Annotated in this window: 12 protein-coding genes; all 12 read left to right on the top strand. The window is 63.5% G+C overall.

The annotated features are described in order from the left end of the window. The first annotated feature begins 30 nt into the window (after nucleotides 1-30). The 12 genes from FVW59_RS07975 to FVW59_RS07920 all read left to right on the top strand — a co-directional run bounded on the left by FVW59_RS07975 (nucleotide 31) and on the right by FVW59_RS07920 (nucleotide 17,962). The gene (locus tag FVW59_RS07975; RefSeq protein WP_148063727.1) at nucleotides 31-381 is read left to right on the top strand and encodes a DUF3127 domain-containing protein; all 351 of its coding nucleotides are present in this window, start codon (nucleotides 31-33) and stop codon (nucleotides 379-381) included. Nucleotides 382-408: 27 nt separating this feature from the next. Beyond that, nucleotides 409-2,385 (top strand): metallophosphoesterase family protein, encoded by a 1,977-nt coding sequence (locus FVW59_RS07970; RefSeq protein ID WP_148063726.1) that lies wholly within the window; start codon nucleotides 409-411, stop codon nucleotides 2,383-2,385. Nucleotides 2,386-2,447: 62 nt separating this feature from the next. After that, entirely contained in the window at nucleotides 2,448-3,893 is a 1,446-nt protein-coding gene (locus tag FVW59_RS07965) for a serine hydrolase domain-containing protein (protein WP_246139672.1), read from the top strand. A gap of 98 nt (nucleotides 3,894-3,991) precedes the next feature. Further along, nucleotides 3,992-5,293: an AAA-type ATPase lid domain-containing protein gene (locus FVW59_RS07960; protein WP_148063725.1), complete on the top strand. Its 1,302-nt coding sequence runs from the start codon at nucleotides 3,992-3,994 to the stop codon at nucleotides 5,291-5,293. Continuing rightward, the gene (locus FVW59_RS07955; protein WP_148063724.1) at nucleotides 5,286-5,891 is read left to right on the top strand and encodes a hypothetical protein; all 606 of its coding nucleotides are present in this window, start codon (nucleotides 5,286-5,288) and stop codon (nucleotides 5,889-5,891) included. The genes FVW59_RS07960 and FVW59_RS07955 overlap by 8 nt, the downstream gene beginning before the upstream one ends. Next, nucleotides 5,881-6,504 carry a chemotaxis protein CheB gene (locus tag FVW59_RS07950; RefSeq protein WP_187275818.1) on the top strand — a complete coding sequence of 208 codons (624 nt, stop codon included), beginning with the start codon at nucleotides 5,881-5,883 and terminating at the stop codon, nucleotides 6,502-6,504. The genes FVW59_RS07955 and FVW59_RS07950 overlap by 11 nt, the downstream gene beginning before the upstream one ends. A 172-nt stretch (nucleotides 6,505-6,676) precedes the next feature. Further along, a complete protein-coding gene (locus FVW59_RS07945; RefSeq protein ID WP_116368492.1) occupies nucleotides 6,677-7,087 on the top strand; it encodes a response regulator in 411 nt (136 codons plus the stop codon). A 3-nt stretch (nucleotides 7,088-7,090) separates the two neighbouring features. Further along, nucleotides 7,091-7,654: a chemotaxis protein CheW gene (locus FVW59_RS07940; protein ID WP_148063722.1), complete on the top strand. Its 564-nt coding sequence runs from the start codon at nucleotides 7,091-7,093 to the stop codon at nucleotides 7,652-7,654. Next, the gene (locus FVW59_RS07935) at nucleotides 7,651-9,747 is read left to right on the top strand and encodes a methyl-accepting chemotaxis protein (protein WP_148063721.1); all 2,097 of its coding nucleotides are present in this window, start codon (nucleotides 7,651-7,653) and stop codon (nucleotides 9,745-9,747) included. The genes FVW59_RS07940 and FVW59_RS07935 overlap by 4 nt, the downstream gene beginning before the upstream one ends. Then, nucleotides 9,744-10,595, top strand: a complete 852-nt coding sequence (locus FVW59_RS07930; RefSeq protein ID WP_148063720.1) for a CheR family methyltransferase — start codon at nucleotides 9,744-9,746, stop codon at nucleotides 10,593-10,595. The genes FVW59_RS07935 and FVW59_RS07930 overlap by 4 nt, the downstream gene beginning before the upstream one ends. A gap of 3 nt (nucleotides 10,596-10,598) precedes the next feature. Continuing rightward, nucleotides 10,599-13,055, top strand: a complete 2,457-nt coding sequence (locus tag FVW59_RS07925) for a FimL-related protein (RefSeq protein ID WP_148063719.1) — start codon at nucleotides 10,599-10,601, stop codon at nucleotides 13,053-13,055. 38 nt (nucleotides 13,056-13,093) lie between these two features. Next, the gene (locus FVW59_RS07920) at nucleotides 13,094-17,962 is read left to right on the top strand and encodes a hybrid sensor histidine kinase/response regulator (RefSeq protein ID WP_148063718.1); all 4,869 of its coding nucleotides are present in this window, start codon (nucleotides 13,094-13,096) and stop codon (nucleotides 17,960-17,962) included. The last annotated feature ends 7 nt before the right edge of the window (nucleotides 17,963-17,969 follow it).

Here is a 17,969-nt window from a genome sequence, read left to right as displayed (position 1 = left end):
TTTTCCTCTCGCTATAACAGGAGACAAGGCTTGGCCTACGAATTGACCGGAAAGATCAAACTTATCCAGGAACCCCAGACTTTCAACAGTGGCTTTACCAAGCGGGAAATGGTGGTGACCGTGGACGATGGCCGCTATCCGCAGGAGATCAACCTGGAGTTTGTACAGGACAAGATTTCCCTGCTGGACGGCCTGCAGCCCGGGCAGGAAGTCACTGTGAGTTTCGATATCCGCGGGCGCGAGTACAACGGGCGCTATTTCAACAACCTGCAGGGCTGGAAGGTGGAGGCTGCCGCAGCCGCCGAGACCAGTGCTGACTACGGGGCTCCGGCCGGCGGCGAAGAGCCGCCGCCCTACGGCGACGACGACATCCCTTTCTGATCCGGTCACAGGCTCGGCACCGGGATCATGGAACTGCCTCTGCTGCTGGCCGGCCCGATACTGCGGCGTGTTGAGCGCAAGCGCTTTGTCGCCTGGCTGGCGACCAGCCAGCGCTGCGACCTGAAGCTGACGCTCAGCCCGTCGCAGGCGCCAGAGCAGTCCTATCACCTGCGAGCCGGCGAGGCGGGCCTGAATGCCATTCAGGCAGGAAAGCACCTGCATTTTCTGTTGCTGGATGTGCCGCTGGACGAGGAATTGCCCAGCGACACCTGGGTGGCCTATCAGCTAGCCCTGGGCACCGGGGGTGAAGGGGCCGCGCACTGGCGCGACCTGGGCGAGCTGGCTCCGGACCTGTGCTATGACGGTCATTCCCTGCCGGGCTTCCGCCTGTCTGGCCGGGTCCATTCGGTTCTTCACGGCTCCTGTCGCAAACCCCATCACGGCGCTGGCGATGGCCTGGTAAGGGCGGATCAATTGCTGGCGCAATGGCTCGCCGATAGTGATGCTGGCAGCGATGCGAACAGCAAGGACAGCACCCACAGCGATTGGCCCGCCGCGCTGATGCTGAGCGGCGACCAGATATATGCCGACGATGTCGCCGGCCCCCTGCTGCGCCGCATACACCACCTGATTCCACTGCTGGGGCTGCCCGACGAACCACTGGCCGGGGCCGGTGACGAGGTGAAGGCCGGCAGCGCGGAGGCACTCTATCAGCACCCCGATTGCTACTACCGGCGCGATCGCCTGCTGCCGCAAACCCGGCGCAACCGTGGCTTGGCGCAAGTGCTGTTTCGCGGCGCAGAGAAGCCGGTATTCACCACGGCCAATGCGCGCAACCACCTGATTACGCTAGCCGAAATGCTGGTGATGTACCTCCTGGTATGGTCGCCGACGCTCTGGCGTTGCGGTACATGTGGAATGCCAAAAGGATTGGATCAGGAAGAGCAGGATCTGTATCGCAAGCAGGACGATGCCGTTGAGGGTTTCGCCGAAGGCCTGGCAGCGGTGCAGCGTCTTTTTGCCCACATCCCGGTGGCGATGATTTTCGACGATCACGATGTGACAGACGACTGGAACCTTACCCGGGGTTGGGAAGAGAGCGCCTACGGGCATCCCTTCTCCAGCAGGGTGATCGGCAATGCCCTGCTGGCCTACCTGCTGTGCCAGGGCTGGGGCAACAGTCCGGATGCCTTTCCAGCGGAGCTCATGCAGCGCGTTGCCAATACCCTCAAGCTTCCCGGTGGCGAAGAACACGACAATCTGCTGGTTGATCTGTTGCGTTTTGATCATTGGCATTACGTATGGAATTTAAACCCGCCGCTGGTGGTCGCCGACTGTCGCACCCACCGCTGGCGCTCGGAATCATCGGCCGACAAGCCGTCGGGATTGATGGACTGGGAGGCCCTCACCGACCTGCAGCACGACCTCAAGGGCCTGCCGGCGGTGCTCCTGGTTTCCTCGGCACCCATCTTCGGGGTCAAGTTGATCGAAGTGATTCAGCGCGTGTTTACCTATGTCGGTTTGCCGTTGATGGTGGACGCCGAGAACTGGATGTCTCACCGGGGCGCCGCCTCCGCCATACTGAATATTTTTCGCCATTCGCGAACGCCGGGTCACTTTGTCATCCTGTCCGGCGATGTGCACTACTCCTTTGTCTACGACGTGGAGCTGCGCGGTCGCCTGCGCGGGCCGGACATCTACCAGATCTGCAGCAGCGGCCTGGCCAACAGTTTTCCGGAGCGCTTGCTGGCGACCCTCGACCACCTGAACCGCTGGCTCTACTCGCCGCGCTCTCCGCTCAACTGGCTGACCCGTCGGCGCAGCATGCGCGTGATCCCGCGCAAACCGGAGGGAACGCCGCACGGCAGGCGGCTCCTCAACGGGGCGGGTATCGGACTGGTGGAACTGGATGACGAAGGCGTTCCCACGCGCATCTGCCAGTATCTGGCTGACGGCGGCGTGGTGGAGTTCACCCGGCGGGAACATGAATCGCGCTGGCGCTGAACTGGCGGCTGCCACCGGGCTTCTTTACACTGCCGGGGCCACCGTCTCCCGAGGAATTTCCCTTGCCTGCCGCATCGCGACGCCTGTTCACTGGTACCACACTGTTTATCGCCCTCTTCTGTCAGCCCGCTGTGGCGACCGACTATTTCCAGCCCCAGCGCCAACTGATCCGCCACGGGGTTGAAGCCGTGCTCGCCTGTAATGGCCTGTTCACCTCCGGGCGCAAGCTGGAACAGGTCAGGCGGCAGGAGCTGGCCTATCTGGTGCGCTTCGACGAAAACACAGAAGCCGGCAAGTTGCAGGTTGATCGACAACAGCAGCGGGTGACGGTCTCCGGCGCCGGCGCCGGCGCCGGCGCCGACGGCGACCAGGCGATCAGTGCGGTATTTCGCCCCGGTATCGGTTGCGTCGTGATGGCGCCCGGGCAGACGCCAGAGGATATCGATGCCCTGCCGCGGCTGGATATGCCGCCGCCTCCGGGTGATGCCGCCGCGATTCCCTGGCCGTTGGGGGATCTGACGCCTGCTGGGCCGCTGCCCGCTTCCGTCGATGGGGCTGCGCTCCAGGCGGCCTCCGACTGGGCCTTTGACCGCGATACCCCCGAGCAGGACACCATCAGCCTGCTGGTGCTGTACCAGGGCAATATCGTGCACGAACGCTACGCTCCCGGTTTTGATATGCACACCCGCACCCGCACCTGGTCCACCGCCAAGAGTATTGCCGCCACCCTCATCGGGCAACTGGTGGAGGCCGACCGGCTCGCCCTGGACGAACCGCTGTCCCTGCCCTGGTCCCCGGCACTGGAGGGCGGGTCTGATCCGCGCGCGCAGATAACACTGCGCCACCTGTTGAATATGTCCAGTGGGCTGTACCCGGTGGACAGCTTTGGCCGCGAATACGCCACCGGCTCCGGGCTGGCCTACTGGGCCGGCGCCAGTTCGGTCGCCGGCGCACTGGATCGCGGGCTGGTGCGCCACCCGGGCAGCTTCTGGGATTACGAGAACTACGACACCCTGCTGGCGGTGCTGGCGATGAAGCAGGCGCTTGGCGCAGAGGCCTACCGGGAATATCCCCGCCGCGCACTGCTGGACAAGCTCGGTATGCGCAACACGCTGCTCAGTACCGATCGCTTCGGCGATTTTATTCTGAGCAGCCAGGTCTACAGCAATGCCCGCGACCTTGCGCGTTTCGGCCAGCTCTACCTGCAGCGGGGGCGCTGGCAGGGAGAGCAGATCATTTCCGAAGCGTGGATAGACTTCGTGCGAACACCGGCCCCGGCCACTGCGGACAGCGGCAATTTCTACGGTGGCCAGTGGTGGCTGGTACCGGACGAGCGCAAGGGCGAGGTGCCGGCAGATGCCTACAGCACCGCCGGCAACCGCGGCCAGTTTGTGATCGTCGTGCCCTCCCACGACCTGGTGATTGTGCGGCGCGGGCTCGATTACGGCGCCCAGGGCTTTGATCGCTGGGACCTGGCGCGCGAGGTTATCAAGGCCATCCGGCGCTAAGCCGCTATCGCCTATGGTCATGAACCGCCCGACCCCCTATATTGGACCCCTTGGCGAGCCAGCGGGCTCCAATCACAGATAAAAAGATGTAACAGCAGGTGAAGCAGCAAGGACTCTGGGATGTCGAGGGGAGCGGCATTGCGCACCGTGGCGGTGCCAAGGCCGGCTACGTGCTCGACAATATGGAGGGCGCGGTGGATCGCGCCGCCTTTCTCGCCAAGACCCATATGCCCATCGCCATCATCGGCGCCCGGGGCACCGGCAAGATGTACGTGGCCCGGGTCGTGCACCAGGAATCCGGCGGCCTGCCCGGCCACTTTGTCGCCATTGACTGCCGCGAGTTTCGCAACTGCGACAACGCCAACCGCGCCATCAGCGCGACCCTGGCCGCTAGCCGCGATAAAACCCTGGTTTTCAAGTATCCCCACCTGATGTGCGCCGATGCCCAGCTGCGACTGGCGCGGCAACTCCGCAGCCGCACCCTGTTGCTCGACGGTCATCCCCCCCGGCCGCTGAGCGGGGCGCGGTTTGTCGCCCTGCTGCCGGATTCCATTGAGCGCCTGGTGCGCACCCGCCAGTTGCAGGAGCCACTGGCCACAGTATTTGCCGGCTATCCCATCTACGTGCCGCCCATTCGCGATCGCCAGCGGGCGGTACTGCGCTGGGCGGACAAGATCCTGCAGCAGGAGTGCGAGGACCGGGAGCTGGACCCACACCGTTTCACGCCCGAGGCGGAGGGCGCCATGCTGGCGCATACCTGGGAGGGCAATATCAGCGAGATGCGCCAGCGTATCGGTCAGGCACTGACGCAGGCGGAAGGCGCTCGGGTCCGACCCGCAGATCTCGGCCTGCTGGGGGCGGCACAGGATGTCGAACGGCCCCTGCTGGAGCCCATTGTCGACGGCTTTGGCGGCGAACTCTCCAGTCTCGGCCGCTACCGGCCGAGCGCTGCGGAAGCCCTGGAACAGATGTTGGCGGAGGCGCTGCACCACGCCCTCTCCGGCGACGTCCCCGCACCGCTGGGTCAGTGGCTGGAGGACGAGATCGTGGTGGCGGTCATAGCGGACTGCGGCGGGCGCCTCGCCCGCGCCGCGCGCAGGCTCGGCACTAACTCACGCAATCTGCAGCGCTGGCAGCCGCGTATTGGCGAACGTGCGGCAGCGCGCGGCGACAGCATGCTGTGGAAGAATATGGATACACTGGTGCGCAACTGGCTTGCGGAGGGATGTGACGGCACTGCCGACCCCCTTTCCTGGGCGCGGACGCTGGTGCTGAAACAGCTCGAAAACCAGGGCAGTGGTGTCGCCGTCAAACAGCGTGCCGCCGCGGCCGGCGTGTCGGTACCCACCTACAACAAGCGCCTCAAACAGGCCCGGGAGGCGGAGGTCAGTCATGGCTGAAGGCAGTGCCAGGAAGCCGGGGGAAGCCGGTGTGCAGCGTCGTCCGCCGGCGGAGTATGCAGAACAGTATCGCGCGCTGTTGGGTGAACCCGCGCCCTCGGCGCTGGGTTTTTCCGCCCGGCTCAATATGTTGTGGGACCTCAGCGGTGCGGTGCCGCCGCTGGCGGAGGGCCGGGTTATCAGCTTGCTGGCCATCAATCCGCAGTGGCGCGAGGCGGAGGTGCGCAGCTGGTTGCAAAAGGATGTACTGCCGCCGCGGGATGAACTCAATACCATGGTGCGCTTTCTGATGTCGCTGCTCGGTGAACACCAGGACACCCGGCACTGGGAGGCCTTCCTGGTTTACGGCCCTGGTGTGGTGTCATCACCGGTGGATCACCTGCTGTACCGGGAAGACCAGGGCCGCCGCGAGATCGCCACCCTGATCTTCGCCCAGGTCACCGACCGCTACCGGATTCCGCCGTCGGCCTACGATGCCGAGGAGGCCTTCCAGCGCTGCCTTACCCTGATGTACCGGCTGAACATCTACGAGCTGGGCGACTTCCAGCCCGGCCACCTGGAACCCTTCCGCAATTTCATGTTTCCCCGTGGCGACTGAACCCCGCGGCCTGCGCGCCGCTGATACCCCTTCATCCGCGGCCGCTCCGGTACAGGCGGTGTGGTTACTGGCCGGATCGGCGGGGGCCACCGCGGCGGTGCAGCGCTTTCTGGGTGCCTTTCGCCGCCGCCCCCCGGTCGCCTTCCTCTACGCACAGCATTACGACCCCCTGCGTCAGGACCAGTTGCGTCATCTGAGCAGTCCGAGCCCTCTGTTTCACATGGGTTTGATCGAAGAGCGCCACGCGCTGCTGGCGGGAGAGGTACTGATCGTGCCGCCGCGCTGGCGTATCGGTATCGGTGCCGACGCTGTCTGGGCAGAACGCGAGCAGCCCTGGACGACAGGGGGCCACAGCCCCGACATCGATGAACTGGAAGTCCTGCTGGCGGCGGCGCGGCTGCCGGCGCGGGGCCTGATTCTGTTTTCCGGCATGGGGCGCGATGGCGCCGGCAATCTCGATGTACTCGACACCACCGGCTGTCGCCTGTGGGTGCAGCAGCCGGCATCTGCGGTGTGCCGCGGGATGCCCGAAGCGGCTATCGCCAGCGGTCTGGTGCATCGCAGCGCCACTCCGGAATTGCTGGCAACGGCGTTGGAGCAGCTCTACGACTGAGGAGCGTGGCCTCGCACGGATCTCCCCCGGACTTTTTTGTGAACCGCATCACACTTCTGTGCTAACTGGAGAAAACTCCAGTTTTTCCTTGCTGGGCCGCGACGCAATTTAAATACTGTGGTCGCCGGTTGCCCTGGTTGCGGCCACGAATCAAGAAGCTGCGAGGTTACAAATGACGGACCAGACAGAAGAACTCGACATCAGCGGGGTCAAGGTCGCCATCGTGGACGACGCCAAGACCATTCGCATGATGATGTCGCACACCCTGAAGAATATGGGTTGCGAAGTGGAGTGTGCCGAGGATGGCTACAAAGCCCTGGGCATGCTGCGCCGCTTCAAGCCCGACATCATTTTTCTCGATATCACCATGCCGGAACTCGACGGGTACCAGACCTGCACGCTGATCCGCAATGCCGAAGATACCCGCAATACGCCTGTGATTATGCTGTCCTCGTCTGACGGCATATTCGATATCGCCAAGGGTGCGGCCCGCGGCGCCACCGCCCATGTCACCAAAATTCCACCGGACTCAGTGCTGCGGCAACTGATCGCCGACCACACCGCGGCGCGCAAGGCAGCTTGATCCGTGAGTGCCAGCGCCCTTTCCGTATTCCGCGAGCTGGAGCGTCACTACGCCCACTCGGCGGCGCCGAGCCCGTCCCGCGGCAAGCACGTAATGTACTGGGTGGGAACCCACCTCAGTATCGCGGGGGTGTCCCTGCTGGTGGGGGCCGGGGAGCTGGACGAGATTATTGAAACACCGGCCGTGACACGCATTCCCGGTACCAAGCCCTGGGTATTGGGGCTGGCAGCCCACAAGGGTGGCCTGCTGCCGGTATTTTCCGGGGATATATTGTTCCGGCGCCAGCCCTACAGCGGCCGGCCGCGCGAGTACTGCATGGTGGTGCGCAAGCACGGCCTGCACTTCGCCATGACCCTGAGCGGTGTTTACCGGGATCTCAAATTTCCTATTGAGCAGCGCGACATGACACAGAGCATCGATGGGGATTTCGCCGGGATGTGTCTCGGCGGTTTTATCTACAAAGAACAGTTTTTGGCGGTATTGGACATCGACAAACTGGTTACCGACAGCGATCTCGGCAGCGCTGCGGTGACAACAGGGGAAAGCAACGAGGATAAAAACCCATGACCGAAGCGAAGAAAAGTGCAGCCTCCTCCTTCTGGGTAGGCGTCATTGCACTGGCGATTCTGGCCTGTCTTGGTGGCGTGATTTACACGTTCGTCATGATCCAGCAGGACGCCGGCCAGGAAGGTGAGCACCGCAGCATGGCCAACGACCTGCGTCTGCAGGCCCAGCAGGTTGTCGCCCGCGCGCGGGAAACCGAACAGGGCGCCCAGCAGACCTTTGATCTCCTCAACGCCCAGGTCGAACAATTCAATGCCTCTCTCGCCAGTTTCCAGGGCGCAGGTCTCGGTGCAGAGGTGAACGAGATCAGCGACCAGTGGCAGCCGATCGAGGCGGCCGCCCGCACCCTGGTGGATGCGGGACCGCGCATCGTGTTCATCCACGGGGTATCCGAGCAGCTGGAGAACAATATCCGCCCGATCCAGAGTGAGTTTGCCGCGGTGGTGGACATCCTGCTGGACGAGTCGGTCTCCAACGATACGGTCACCGCAGCCCAGAAGACCCTGTGGCTGACCGAGCGCATTGCCCGCAACATCGACAAGATCCTCGCCGGCGGCGCCGAGAACCAGCGCGCGGCCGATGAGTTCCGCACCGATGCCGCGGACTTCAACCGCACCGTCGACGCACTGCGCAACGGCAACATGGTGATGGGGGTGCAGCGGGTGACTGACGCCGATGCCATCGACGCCATCAGCGAGGCAAACAAGCTGTTCGCGGTGGTGTCCAGCTCAATCGAGCAGATCGCCGAAGCAGCGCCGGAAATGCGCAATGCCGCCGCCGCGCGGCAGGCGGTGGCTGTGTCCAACGCAGCGTTGTCGGACGCTATATCCGCCCTGATTCCCGCTATCGATCGCATGACCAACGCCCGCATCAACGACCGTAGTACCCTGATGGTGCTGTTCGGCGCGCCGGCCCTGCTTTCCGTGGCACTGCTGATCCTGATGTTCCGCAACCAGCGCCGCCGGGTGGTCTACACCGAGCAGGGCGTGGCGGAGATCAATGCGGCCCTGGTGAAAATCTCCGAGGGTGACCTCACCGTACACGCGCCGGAAGAAAACAGCGTTACCCAGGAGATTGCGCAGGAGATCAACGCATCCACCGGTCGGCAGCGGGAGCTGATCCGCAATATCCGCACGCCCTTCGAAATCGCCGTGGACGAGATCAACAAGATCGGCAAAACCGCCCAGGGCCAGGTGGACAAGGGCAAGGAACTGACCCGCTCCGTAGTGGAATCCACCACCGCCGCCACCGAAATGGTGCGCACCAGCGAGCAGATCAAGGCCTCCACCGTGAAGGCGGCGCAGACCTCTGAACGCAACCGCCTGCAGGTGGCGAGAGGCTACGAGTTGACCAAGGACATGTCCAAGGCCTCTGCCGACGTGCGCGAGGCAGTGCAGGAAACCTCCAAGTCGGCCAAGCGCCAGGGCGAGCTGATTCAATCAGTCACCACCGCGGCGGAGTACATCCAGGCCCTGAACACCAAGATCTCGGTGGTGGCGATCAACACCCGGATCGAGGCCGAGAAGGCCGGCGAGCACGGCCGTCCCTTCCTGGGGATTGCCGAAGCCATCGGCGATCTGCTGCGCGAGGCGGAGGAGGAAGGCCGCAAGGTTATTTCCGAAGTGCGTATGCTGCAGAACCTGTCGGCGGAAAACCTCTCCTCCATGGAAAACACCGTGGGCACCGTTGTCACCATTCTGGAGTACATCGATCGCCTCGATGCCTCGCTGGAGGAAATCAGCGAGGGCTCCAACGAGATCACCGCCATCATTAACTCGGTGGACGATGCTGCCGGCCAGTCCGCCGACAGCGCCCAGCACATGAACAGCTCGATGGCCGAGATTCGCGAGCGCAATCTGGACATCTCCGAGTACAGCGAGCACACCCAGGTGGGCGTCAGCGCGCTGCAGCAGTCCATGCGCGCCGTGGCCGAGAGCCTGAGCCAGTTCCGCATCGAGCGGGACGCCGCCGCCGGCGATGCCGGTCTCGCCGAACTGGACGAGATGAAACACATCTCCGAAGCGCGCCGCATCTACGACGAACAGGAAATGAGCGCCCTGGAAGAGGCTGAGTCGAAGGAGAAAGTCTCCGTATGAGCCTTGCCGCCCGCCAGCAACCCCACCTCAACGGACGCCAGTTCCAGCTGCTGATGCAGCAGCTACAGCGCCGGGCGGGGATTCGCATCGAAAGCCCCCAGGGGGTGATCGAGGGCTGTGTGGGCGAGCGCCTGCGGGCACTGGAGCTGACCGACTACGACGAGTATCTGGCACTGTTTGACGACAGCATTTCCGCCCGCGCGGAATGGCTCGCGCTGATCGATTTGCTGACCGTCAAGGAGACGCGTTTTTTCCGTCAGCCAGCGGCCCTCGATGCAGTGGCGGACTACATCGATCAATGGCTGCAGCGGGACGACACCGGCAATGGCTTTTCCTTCTGGAGTGCCGGTTGCAGCGCGGGACAGGAACTCTACTCCATTGCCATGGTGGTGGAGCAGCGTCTCAGGGCGCGTGAACCCTGGCTGGAGTGGCACGGTATCGGCACCGATCTCAGCTTTGGTGCGATAACCGAAGCGCAGCAGGGCCATTACCGCGAGGGCGCAATCGCCCGTATACCGGCGCATTTTCGCCGCGCCTATACGCGGCGCGTCAACAGCGAGCTCTGGGCGATTGCGGACGACATTCGCCCGCGCTGTCACTTCTTTCACAGCAACCTGCTGCATGTGAACGACGCGCCCTTCGCCGATTTCAATATTGTTTTCTGCCAGAACGTACTGATCTATTTCGAGCGGGAGGCGCAGCTGTGGATTATCGACCAGCTGTGCGACCGCCTGCGCAGCGGTGGCCTGCTGGTGCTGGGCGCCGGCGAGGACCTGGGCTGGAGCAACCCGCGCATGCAGCGGGCCGCCTGGCCGGGCGTGACCGCCTATAAAAAACTGGAGGTATAAGTGGTGACTAACAAGACCGACATCGTGTCCCTCAAGTGGGTCATCGGCTTGATGAACAAGCAGGCGGAAAATGCCGAACAGGCGCTGGTGGAGTACAGCAAGGATCCGGGCCAGAAGAAACCGCTGCTGCAGTGCATGTGGGCGGTACACCAGATTACCTCGACCCTGCGTGCACTGGGGATCAAGAAGGGCGAGATGCTGTCCATCGAGATGGAGCGCAGTCTCAACTTCCTCTACAAGGACCGGGTGCAGGGCGAGCGCCGCAAGCTCACCATGGGCGGCCTGATGCAGGCACTGAAGATACTGCCCGCCTACCTGGCCCACGTGCAGACCAGTCGCGTGGATACCGGCCAGGGTCTGGAACAGTACGTCAACGACCTGCGTCGCTGGGTGGGTGAGCGCCCGCGCCCCCAGGCCTTCTTCTTTCACATGGACATCCCCGAGGGCTGCGGCATCAGCGTCGGTGCCAGCCCTGCGCCGGACGAGGAAATTCGCAGTCGCGCCAATGTCATGCTGGCGCTGTACCTGGAGATGGCCAAGTCCGCCCTGCGCAAGCGCAATGTCGGCGACAGCATGAAGACGGTGGCGCGCATCGCGCGCAAGATGCAGACCCTGTTCGCCGGTACTGAACCCGAGCGCTTCTGGTTCACCCAGGTGGGCCTGTGCGAAGGCATTGCCGGCGGCCTGATCGCGCCCGACGAATGCATCGCCCAGGTGTTCAAGACCGGCGCCTTCATGATCAAGTACGCGCGGGAAAATGGCAGCGAGATCGACCCGGGTGTCGACTACAACGGCTACCTGCAGCAGATGCTGTACTACATTGCCTCGTGCCGCGCCAAACCGGTACACATCGCCAACATCCGCGAAGTGTTTGGTATCGACGACAACACGCTGGAAGAGAGCCAGCGCGGCCTGATTCACATCGACGCACTGGTGACCGCGCTGAGCGGTGCGCTGGAACACCTTAATGCGGTGGCCGATTTTATCAATGCCAACGACCTCCACAGTATTCGCAACCCCGAGGAGTCCGCCGGCACAGAAGCACTCGATCACGTGGAACAGGCCATGTTCCGCCTGTCCGCCGCCGGGCACGAAGCTCACGCCGAGTCGCTGCAATCGGTGTTCAATAAACTGCAGAACCTCTATCGCGGTGATTACCGCGGCGATGCGCTGAAGCTGGAGCAGGCCATTACCGGCATCGTCCGCGGTATCGTGGACGTGAAGCTGGATGTGGAATACAAGCTTGAACACGGCGTCTGCAGCGCCTTCTCAAGCCGCGAATTCGAACTGCGTGAAAGTGTGGTCAATGCCACCTTCGGGCAAATGGCGCTGGTGGAAAACCACCTGCACGCAGTGCTGCGTGGCAAGGCCCTGGCCCAGGCCCTGAAGCGCAAACCTTTCGGCATGGATGACACCCTGAAGTTGACCCATGCCCTGCACCGCTATCTCAACAAAACCGAGCGCGGTCACGCGGAATTGCGCAAGGCGGTGGCCGACGCCGACAACGGCGAGGCCGATGTCGATCTGCTCTACGATCTGGCCCAGCAGTTCCAGGGCCAGCTGGACGACGTTCCGGAACGCAAGGCAATGGCGATATCCATCCAGCTGCTGTCAGAGATTTCCGGTGCCCTGACCTTTGCCGGAATGGAGCGCGAGGGCGCAGTCATGGAGCAGTGCCGGCGCTGGCTTGAAGCGGCCGGCAAAGCGGGCTGTGTCCGCGAGGACGAGGCCTTCCGCTGTTTTGCCGATGCCTTTGCCCAGATCGAGCTGCACCTGCAGCGCACGCTGATCGACCCCCTCGATGACACCGCGCACTTGATCGCCTTCGCCGAGCAGCGCGCTGCGGCGCTCGATCACTACATCGAGGAACTTTCGGCTGGCGCCGCTGTGGCGGTGCCCGAGGCCCAAGCGGCTGTCAGTGTCGCCGCTTCGCCCTCAGCGCCAGCGGGCAAGTACGTTGAGGACAAGGATATTCCGCCGGAGTTTCGCGAGGTCTTTCTCGAGGAATCGGAAGAAATAGTCGCCGAACTCACCCGCCTGATGGCGGTGTGGGAACTGGACCCGGAACCGAACCAGAACCTGAAGGACATGCGCCGCCATTTCCATACCTTCAAGGGCAATGGCCGCGCGGTCGGCGCCAATGTGCTGGGCGAGCTGGGCTGGGCCGCCCAGGACATGCTGGACCGGGTACTGGACGGCGACATCGCGCCGGAGGACAACCTGCAGGCCCTGCTGCGCGACGTGGTCAATGCCCTGCCCGCGCTGGTGGCCTCCTTCGGTGAAATGAGCGGCTTTGACGCGACCACCACCCGGGAACTGACCAACCGCTGCTTCCGTATGGCGGAAACCGGCGTTGATGACCTGGCTTCGGATATGCCGCTCCTGGATGAGACGGCAGTGCAGGCCAGCTCTGTTGGCGGCAGTCCCGCTTCCGCCCTGCATCCGGCGGGACACTCCTGAGCAGCGCTCGGGGCGGTACAGGAGAGGGAGGGCGCAAGGTGTATTCAGATAACAGCGGCAAGGACGAGGCGTCTACGCCGGAACAGGAGCAGCGCAAGAAAACCCTGAAATGGCTGTTGGAACAGGATCTGTCCGAGCAGGGTGACAGCCTGTTCCGCCTTGCCGACGATGCATTCCCTGTCGGTGACCTGAGCGAGAGTGAAACCGCGGTTGCCGGACGCCATATGATGGGTGGCAACGGCGCCGGCGATGATCTGTCCGCCTTTGTCGACGAGGAAATCGTGCTCTCCGAAGACAGCGGCAGTGATATCTACGCCGATTCCCGCAAAGGCCGGGACAACACCGGCCACAACGGAGCCGGCCCGGGGGTGATGGCCATCGACCACCGCCGTCGCCAGCAGGCGAGTGGCGACGACCGGGAACAGGTCGCCGACGGCAGCGATATCCTCGGCCTCCTCGACGATGACGATATTGGCGCACAACCCCTGTTTTTGCAGCGTCACTCCAGGCCGTCCACACCGGTGCCGCCGGCGCCGGTCTTGCCGCCAGAGCCCGAACCTGAACCCGCAGAAGTAGTAGAAATAGCGGAGCTTGCAGGCGAGGCAGCGACCACGCTGGCTGGTGAAGAGAACAGCGCAGTGGAAATGGACGCAGTCGAGGTCGAATCGTCGGCTGCTCCGGTGTCGGCTGACGAGCAGACAGATGAAGGTGCGGCCGCCGACAACCTCGCCGATGGGCAAAGTGTCTGGGATGCACTGGAAGCCGGTGAGCGGCTGGATGTGGATAGCGGGGCGTCGGATTCTTCGCCGGATACGGATTCACCCACTGATTACAGTACCTTCTTCAGCGCGATGGAGGACGCGGAAGCGCTCGCCGGAGCGCCAGCTGCTGCGCCGGAATCGGCTGACGGAGACATCGATTTCCTCGATGGCGAACTCGACCTCAGCGAACTCGCCGCGAGGATGGACAGTTTCTCCGGGGACGAAGCACTGGAATCAGAAGAGCTGCCACTGGGTTTTGACAGCAGCGACTGGCAGGACACCGACCCTCTGAGCGGAACCGTTGTGCCTGCGGTAGGCGATAGCATCACCGCGGAAAGCGAAACGCTCGGCGATGCCTGGCACATCGCTGAATCCGGGGAGCATGAAGCCCCGGACGGCACAGCAGCAGAGCCCGAGGAAGAACAGCCCGGGGATGTGTATTCCTACGTCAGTCGCTACGCGCCGCCCAGCGACGACAGCGAGTTTGACCGCTACCTGCTACAGGGCGGAAGCCTTGCCGATAGCAACTGCGATATTGACGGACTGGAAGTCGAGCGCACGGAAGGTGTCGTTTCCGTCGACCCCTGGCTCGACTCCAATCTCGACTACCACCAGGACTTCAGTCTGCCCCAGGATTTCAATCCGGCAACGGTTGCTGTTCTAACCCAGGTCTTGGCGCCAGTGATGGAATCGGTGTCGGGAGCCGTGGCCCGGCGCCTGGCCGAGTTGGGCCAAGCCGAAGAGAGCGTGTTGCTGGATGCCATGCTGGCGACGGATCCCCTGTCGCGCCGCCAGAGTGTCGCTGAGGGTTACCTGCCGGTGGCCGAGGTGTGTCCGGAGTTGCCGGCCGCCCTGCTCGGCCTGCAGCCCGAGGAACGCGACGCGCTGTGCCTGCGCCTGGCATGGTGCGCCAGTGGCGATACCTGCAACCGGCTGTTACATGCCGACTTTGAACTGCCGTTGCCGTCGCAACAGGACGACAGTGCCGGGGCCGACAATCCCTGGTCTTCCCTGGCGGGCGACGACCACCACATCACCTTCGATCTCCACGCCGGTGGCGCCGGTATGGCGAGCAACTTCGCTACCGACTCGGAGTCGGCGAACGATGGCGACAGCCCCGGGGTCACTGAAACGAGTGCCGATGAAGGCGATGAAGGCGAGGTTGTGCGGGCTTTAGGTGCGGAGTTCCCCCCCGGGCCGGATGACATGGAGCTGGACAACCTGCTGCTGGGTGAACTGTCGCCGGAGGCGGAAGAGTTCGATCCGGCGGAGGACTGGCCCGCCTTTGCCGGGGAGCTGAAATCAACCGTCGATGAATCATCCGCCGAAGAATTAGCTGCCGATGAATTATCTGCTGGTGCATTGAGCGCGAATACATCAAGCGCGGATGACTTGATCGAAAGTCTCGAGGTTGACACTCCCGACGGCGAAGAGTCGCCGGCGTTTGCCGCTGTGCTCGAGGATGCGCTGGCGCCGATGGCGACAGACGGGGAACAGGACGGGCCAGCTCCCGCTATCTTTTCCGCGGCAGATCTCGATGACTGGGATGACGAGCATACCGACACCGGCGATGCCGATGTCGAGGCCCTGTTTGACAGTCTCGGTGGTATGGAAACCGAGATCGATGATATCTACGGGGCTGTTCTCGAAGAGCTGTCATCCGACGAGGACATAGAAGCGCGTGACAGTGACGCTGCGCCACCTGTAGCTGCCGTGGCCAGCGGTGATAGCACACCCGCGCCTGTCAGCCCGGAGGCCGTTGATGACGAAATGGCCTGGTGTATCCCGTCCAATATCCGTTTCAACTACACCAGTCGCAGCGGTACGGAAGTTTTCCGTGACTTCCTCGACGCCTTCCTTGAAGAGGGCGCGGTGGAAATCGAGAAACTGGAAGATGCCATCGGCCAGTGGGAGCAGGATATCAACTCGGCGGCGGGTCGCGATACCGTGCCGCGTGTACTGCATACGCTCAAGGGTATTGCCAAGGGAGTGGGGCTGCAACGCTACGGTACGCTGATCCACAATTTTGAAACCCTGCTGGAAGGGCTGGCGCGCCCGGCGCCAGGAAGCGAGGCCGCCTACTTCCGCATCGTCAACGCCTGGCTTGACGCGGCGGTGAACGGCTTTGCCCATATACAGGATACTGAAACCGATGTCGCCAGCGAACTGCCGCTGGCCGAGGCGGTGGTACAACCCCTGCAGCAGGACGATGCCGCGGCAGCCGTGGACGACAACAGTGCGGTACACCGCAATGCGGTAACTCAGGCGGCGCCCCAGGAAAAGCAGCAGGACAAGCAACTGGCGGACGAGGGCGCCAAGGTTCTGGCGGCCCAGCAGACCATCCGCATGACCTCGCAGGCGCTGGACCATCTGCTCAACCTCAACAACCAGGCCCAGCAGCTTGGCGTGCGTGCCTCACAGAGTACGGTGCGCGGCAAACGCGCCGCGGCGGAGCTCGGTGCGCGTCTGTCCTCGGTACGCTCCCACATTACCAAGATTGCCGACCGCGCACTGCAGAACGTCACCTCTCACGGCGCGCGCATGGACAGCGAAATGGATGCGCTGGAGATGGATCGCTACTCGGAACTGCAGGAAGCGGCGAGCATCCTGCGGGAGGCGATCGAGGATCTCGATGACCTGATTCACGTGTCCAGCCGCCAGGCGGCTTCGGCCGAGGCGCTGCTGAAACAGCAGACAGCGGTGATCTCGTCGCTCGGCTCCTCCATCCGCGACGCGCGGGTGGTTCCGGTCTCGCGCCTGATGCCCGGGCTGCGCCGCATTGTGCGCACGGTGGGGGCCGACCTCGGCAAGTCGGTGAACTTCCGCGTGCTGAACGAGATGGGCAAGCTCGACCGCGATAGCCATGTGTGCTGCCAGATTATTCTGGAGCACATGGTGCGCAACGCCCTCGATCACGGTATCGAAACGCCGGAGCAGCGCCTTGCCGCCGGCAAGAGCGAAACCGGCCTGGTCAGCATCGACGTGCGCAAGCACGGCTCCGACTATCTGATACGGCTGGCGGACGATGGCCGGGGGATGGACCCGGAGGTGTTGCGGGAGACCGCAATCACCCGCGGGCTGGGGGTTAACGCCAGCGAGCTCAGCGATCGCGAAGCGCTGCGCCTGATCTTCCACAAGGGCTTTTCCACCGCCGCCCGCCTGTCGGAAATTTCCGGTCGCGGTGTCGGCATGGATATTGTGCTGAGCGAGCTGCAGCAGATCGGCGGTGATATCGATATCGAGTCGATACCCGGCCAGGGCACCACCTTCACGGTGCGTGTACCGTCCAACGTCAACGTCAACGGCGCCCTGCTGGTCAACGCCGGCGAAGCGGCCTACGCCATTCCGCTGGACGGGCTGGTGGCGGTGGAGCAGATTCCGGTGGATACCTTTTACGCCGCCATTGCCGCCGGTGAAAAACTGTCGCTGTTTGAGCTGGACTGCGAGCCTGCCTACCTGGCGACGCTGTGCAACGGCGACAAACTGCCCGAGCCCGGCGCCTGGAATGGCAGCACGGTGCCGGTGATCGTCGCCGGCAGCGAAGAGCGCTACATGGCCATCGCGGTGGACGACGTTCAGGAAGCGCTGGAGCTGGTCATTCGCTCCCTCGGCGTGCAGTTCGCACAGGTACCGGGGGTGGCTGGTGGCGCCACCACTTCCGATGGCCAGGCGATTGTCGCCCTGGATCTCAACGCCCTGGTGCGCAGCATCGCCAGTAGCGTGGTGTCTTCCACCGCCTTCGAGCGGGAGAAGAACGAGCGCATGCTGGTGCTGGTGGTGGATGATTCGCGCACCCAGCGCATGGTGGCGACCAGCCAGTTCGACAGTATTGGCGTGGAAACTGTCACCGCGGAAAACGGCATGGTGGCGATCGACCTGCTCAATACCACCCACCGCCTGCCCGATATTGTGTTGCTGGATGTGGAGATGCCGGTCAAGGACGGCATCCAGACACTGCGCGAAATTCGCAAGTCAGCCCGCTACAAGCACCTGCCGGTGATCATGGTGACCTCCCGCACCGGTCCCAAGCACCGCGCACTGGCGCAGGAGGCCGGCTGCAATGGCTATATGGGCAAGCCGTTTAATTTCCCGGTGCTGGTGGAGCAGATCGCCCAGCTCACCGGCCACCGCTTACAGCTGAACTGAGGATGAC

Origin of the sequence: Parahaliea aestuarii, assembly GCF_008064635.1 — a bacterium.
GTDB lineage: Bacteria > Pseudomonadota > Gammaproteobacteria > Pseudomonadales > Halieaceae > Parahaliea > Parahaliea aestuarii.
The sequence above is the reverse complement of the archived record's forward strand: the minus strand, read 5'-3'. Positions and strand labels throughout refer to the sequence as shown.

Coding starts and splice junctions, on each gene's coding strand:
- FVW59_RS07945 (WP_116368492.1), top strand. CDS start 6,677: ATGACGGACCAGACAGAAGAACTCGACATCAGCGGGGTCAAGGTCGCC.
- FVW59_RS07970 (WP_148063726.1), top strand. CDS start 409: ATGGAACTGCCTCTGCTGCTGGCCGGCCCGATACTGCGGCGTGTTGAG.
- FVW59_RS07935 (WP_148063721.1), top strand. CDS start 7,651: ATGACCGAAGCGAAGAAAAGTGCAGCCTCCTCCTTCTGGGTAGGCGTC.
- FVW59_RS07930 (WP_148063720.1), top strand. CDS start 9,744: ATGAGCCTTGCCGCCCGCCAGCAACCCCACCTCAACGGACGCCAGTTC.
- FVW59_RS07955 (WP_148063724.1), top strand. CDS start 5,286: ATGGCTGAAGGCAGTGCCAGGAAGCCGGGGGAAGCCGGTGTGCAGCGT.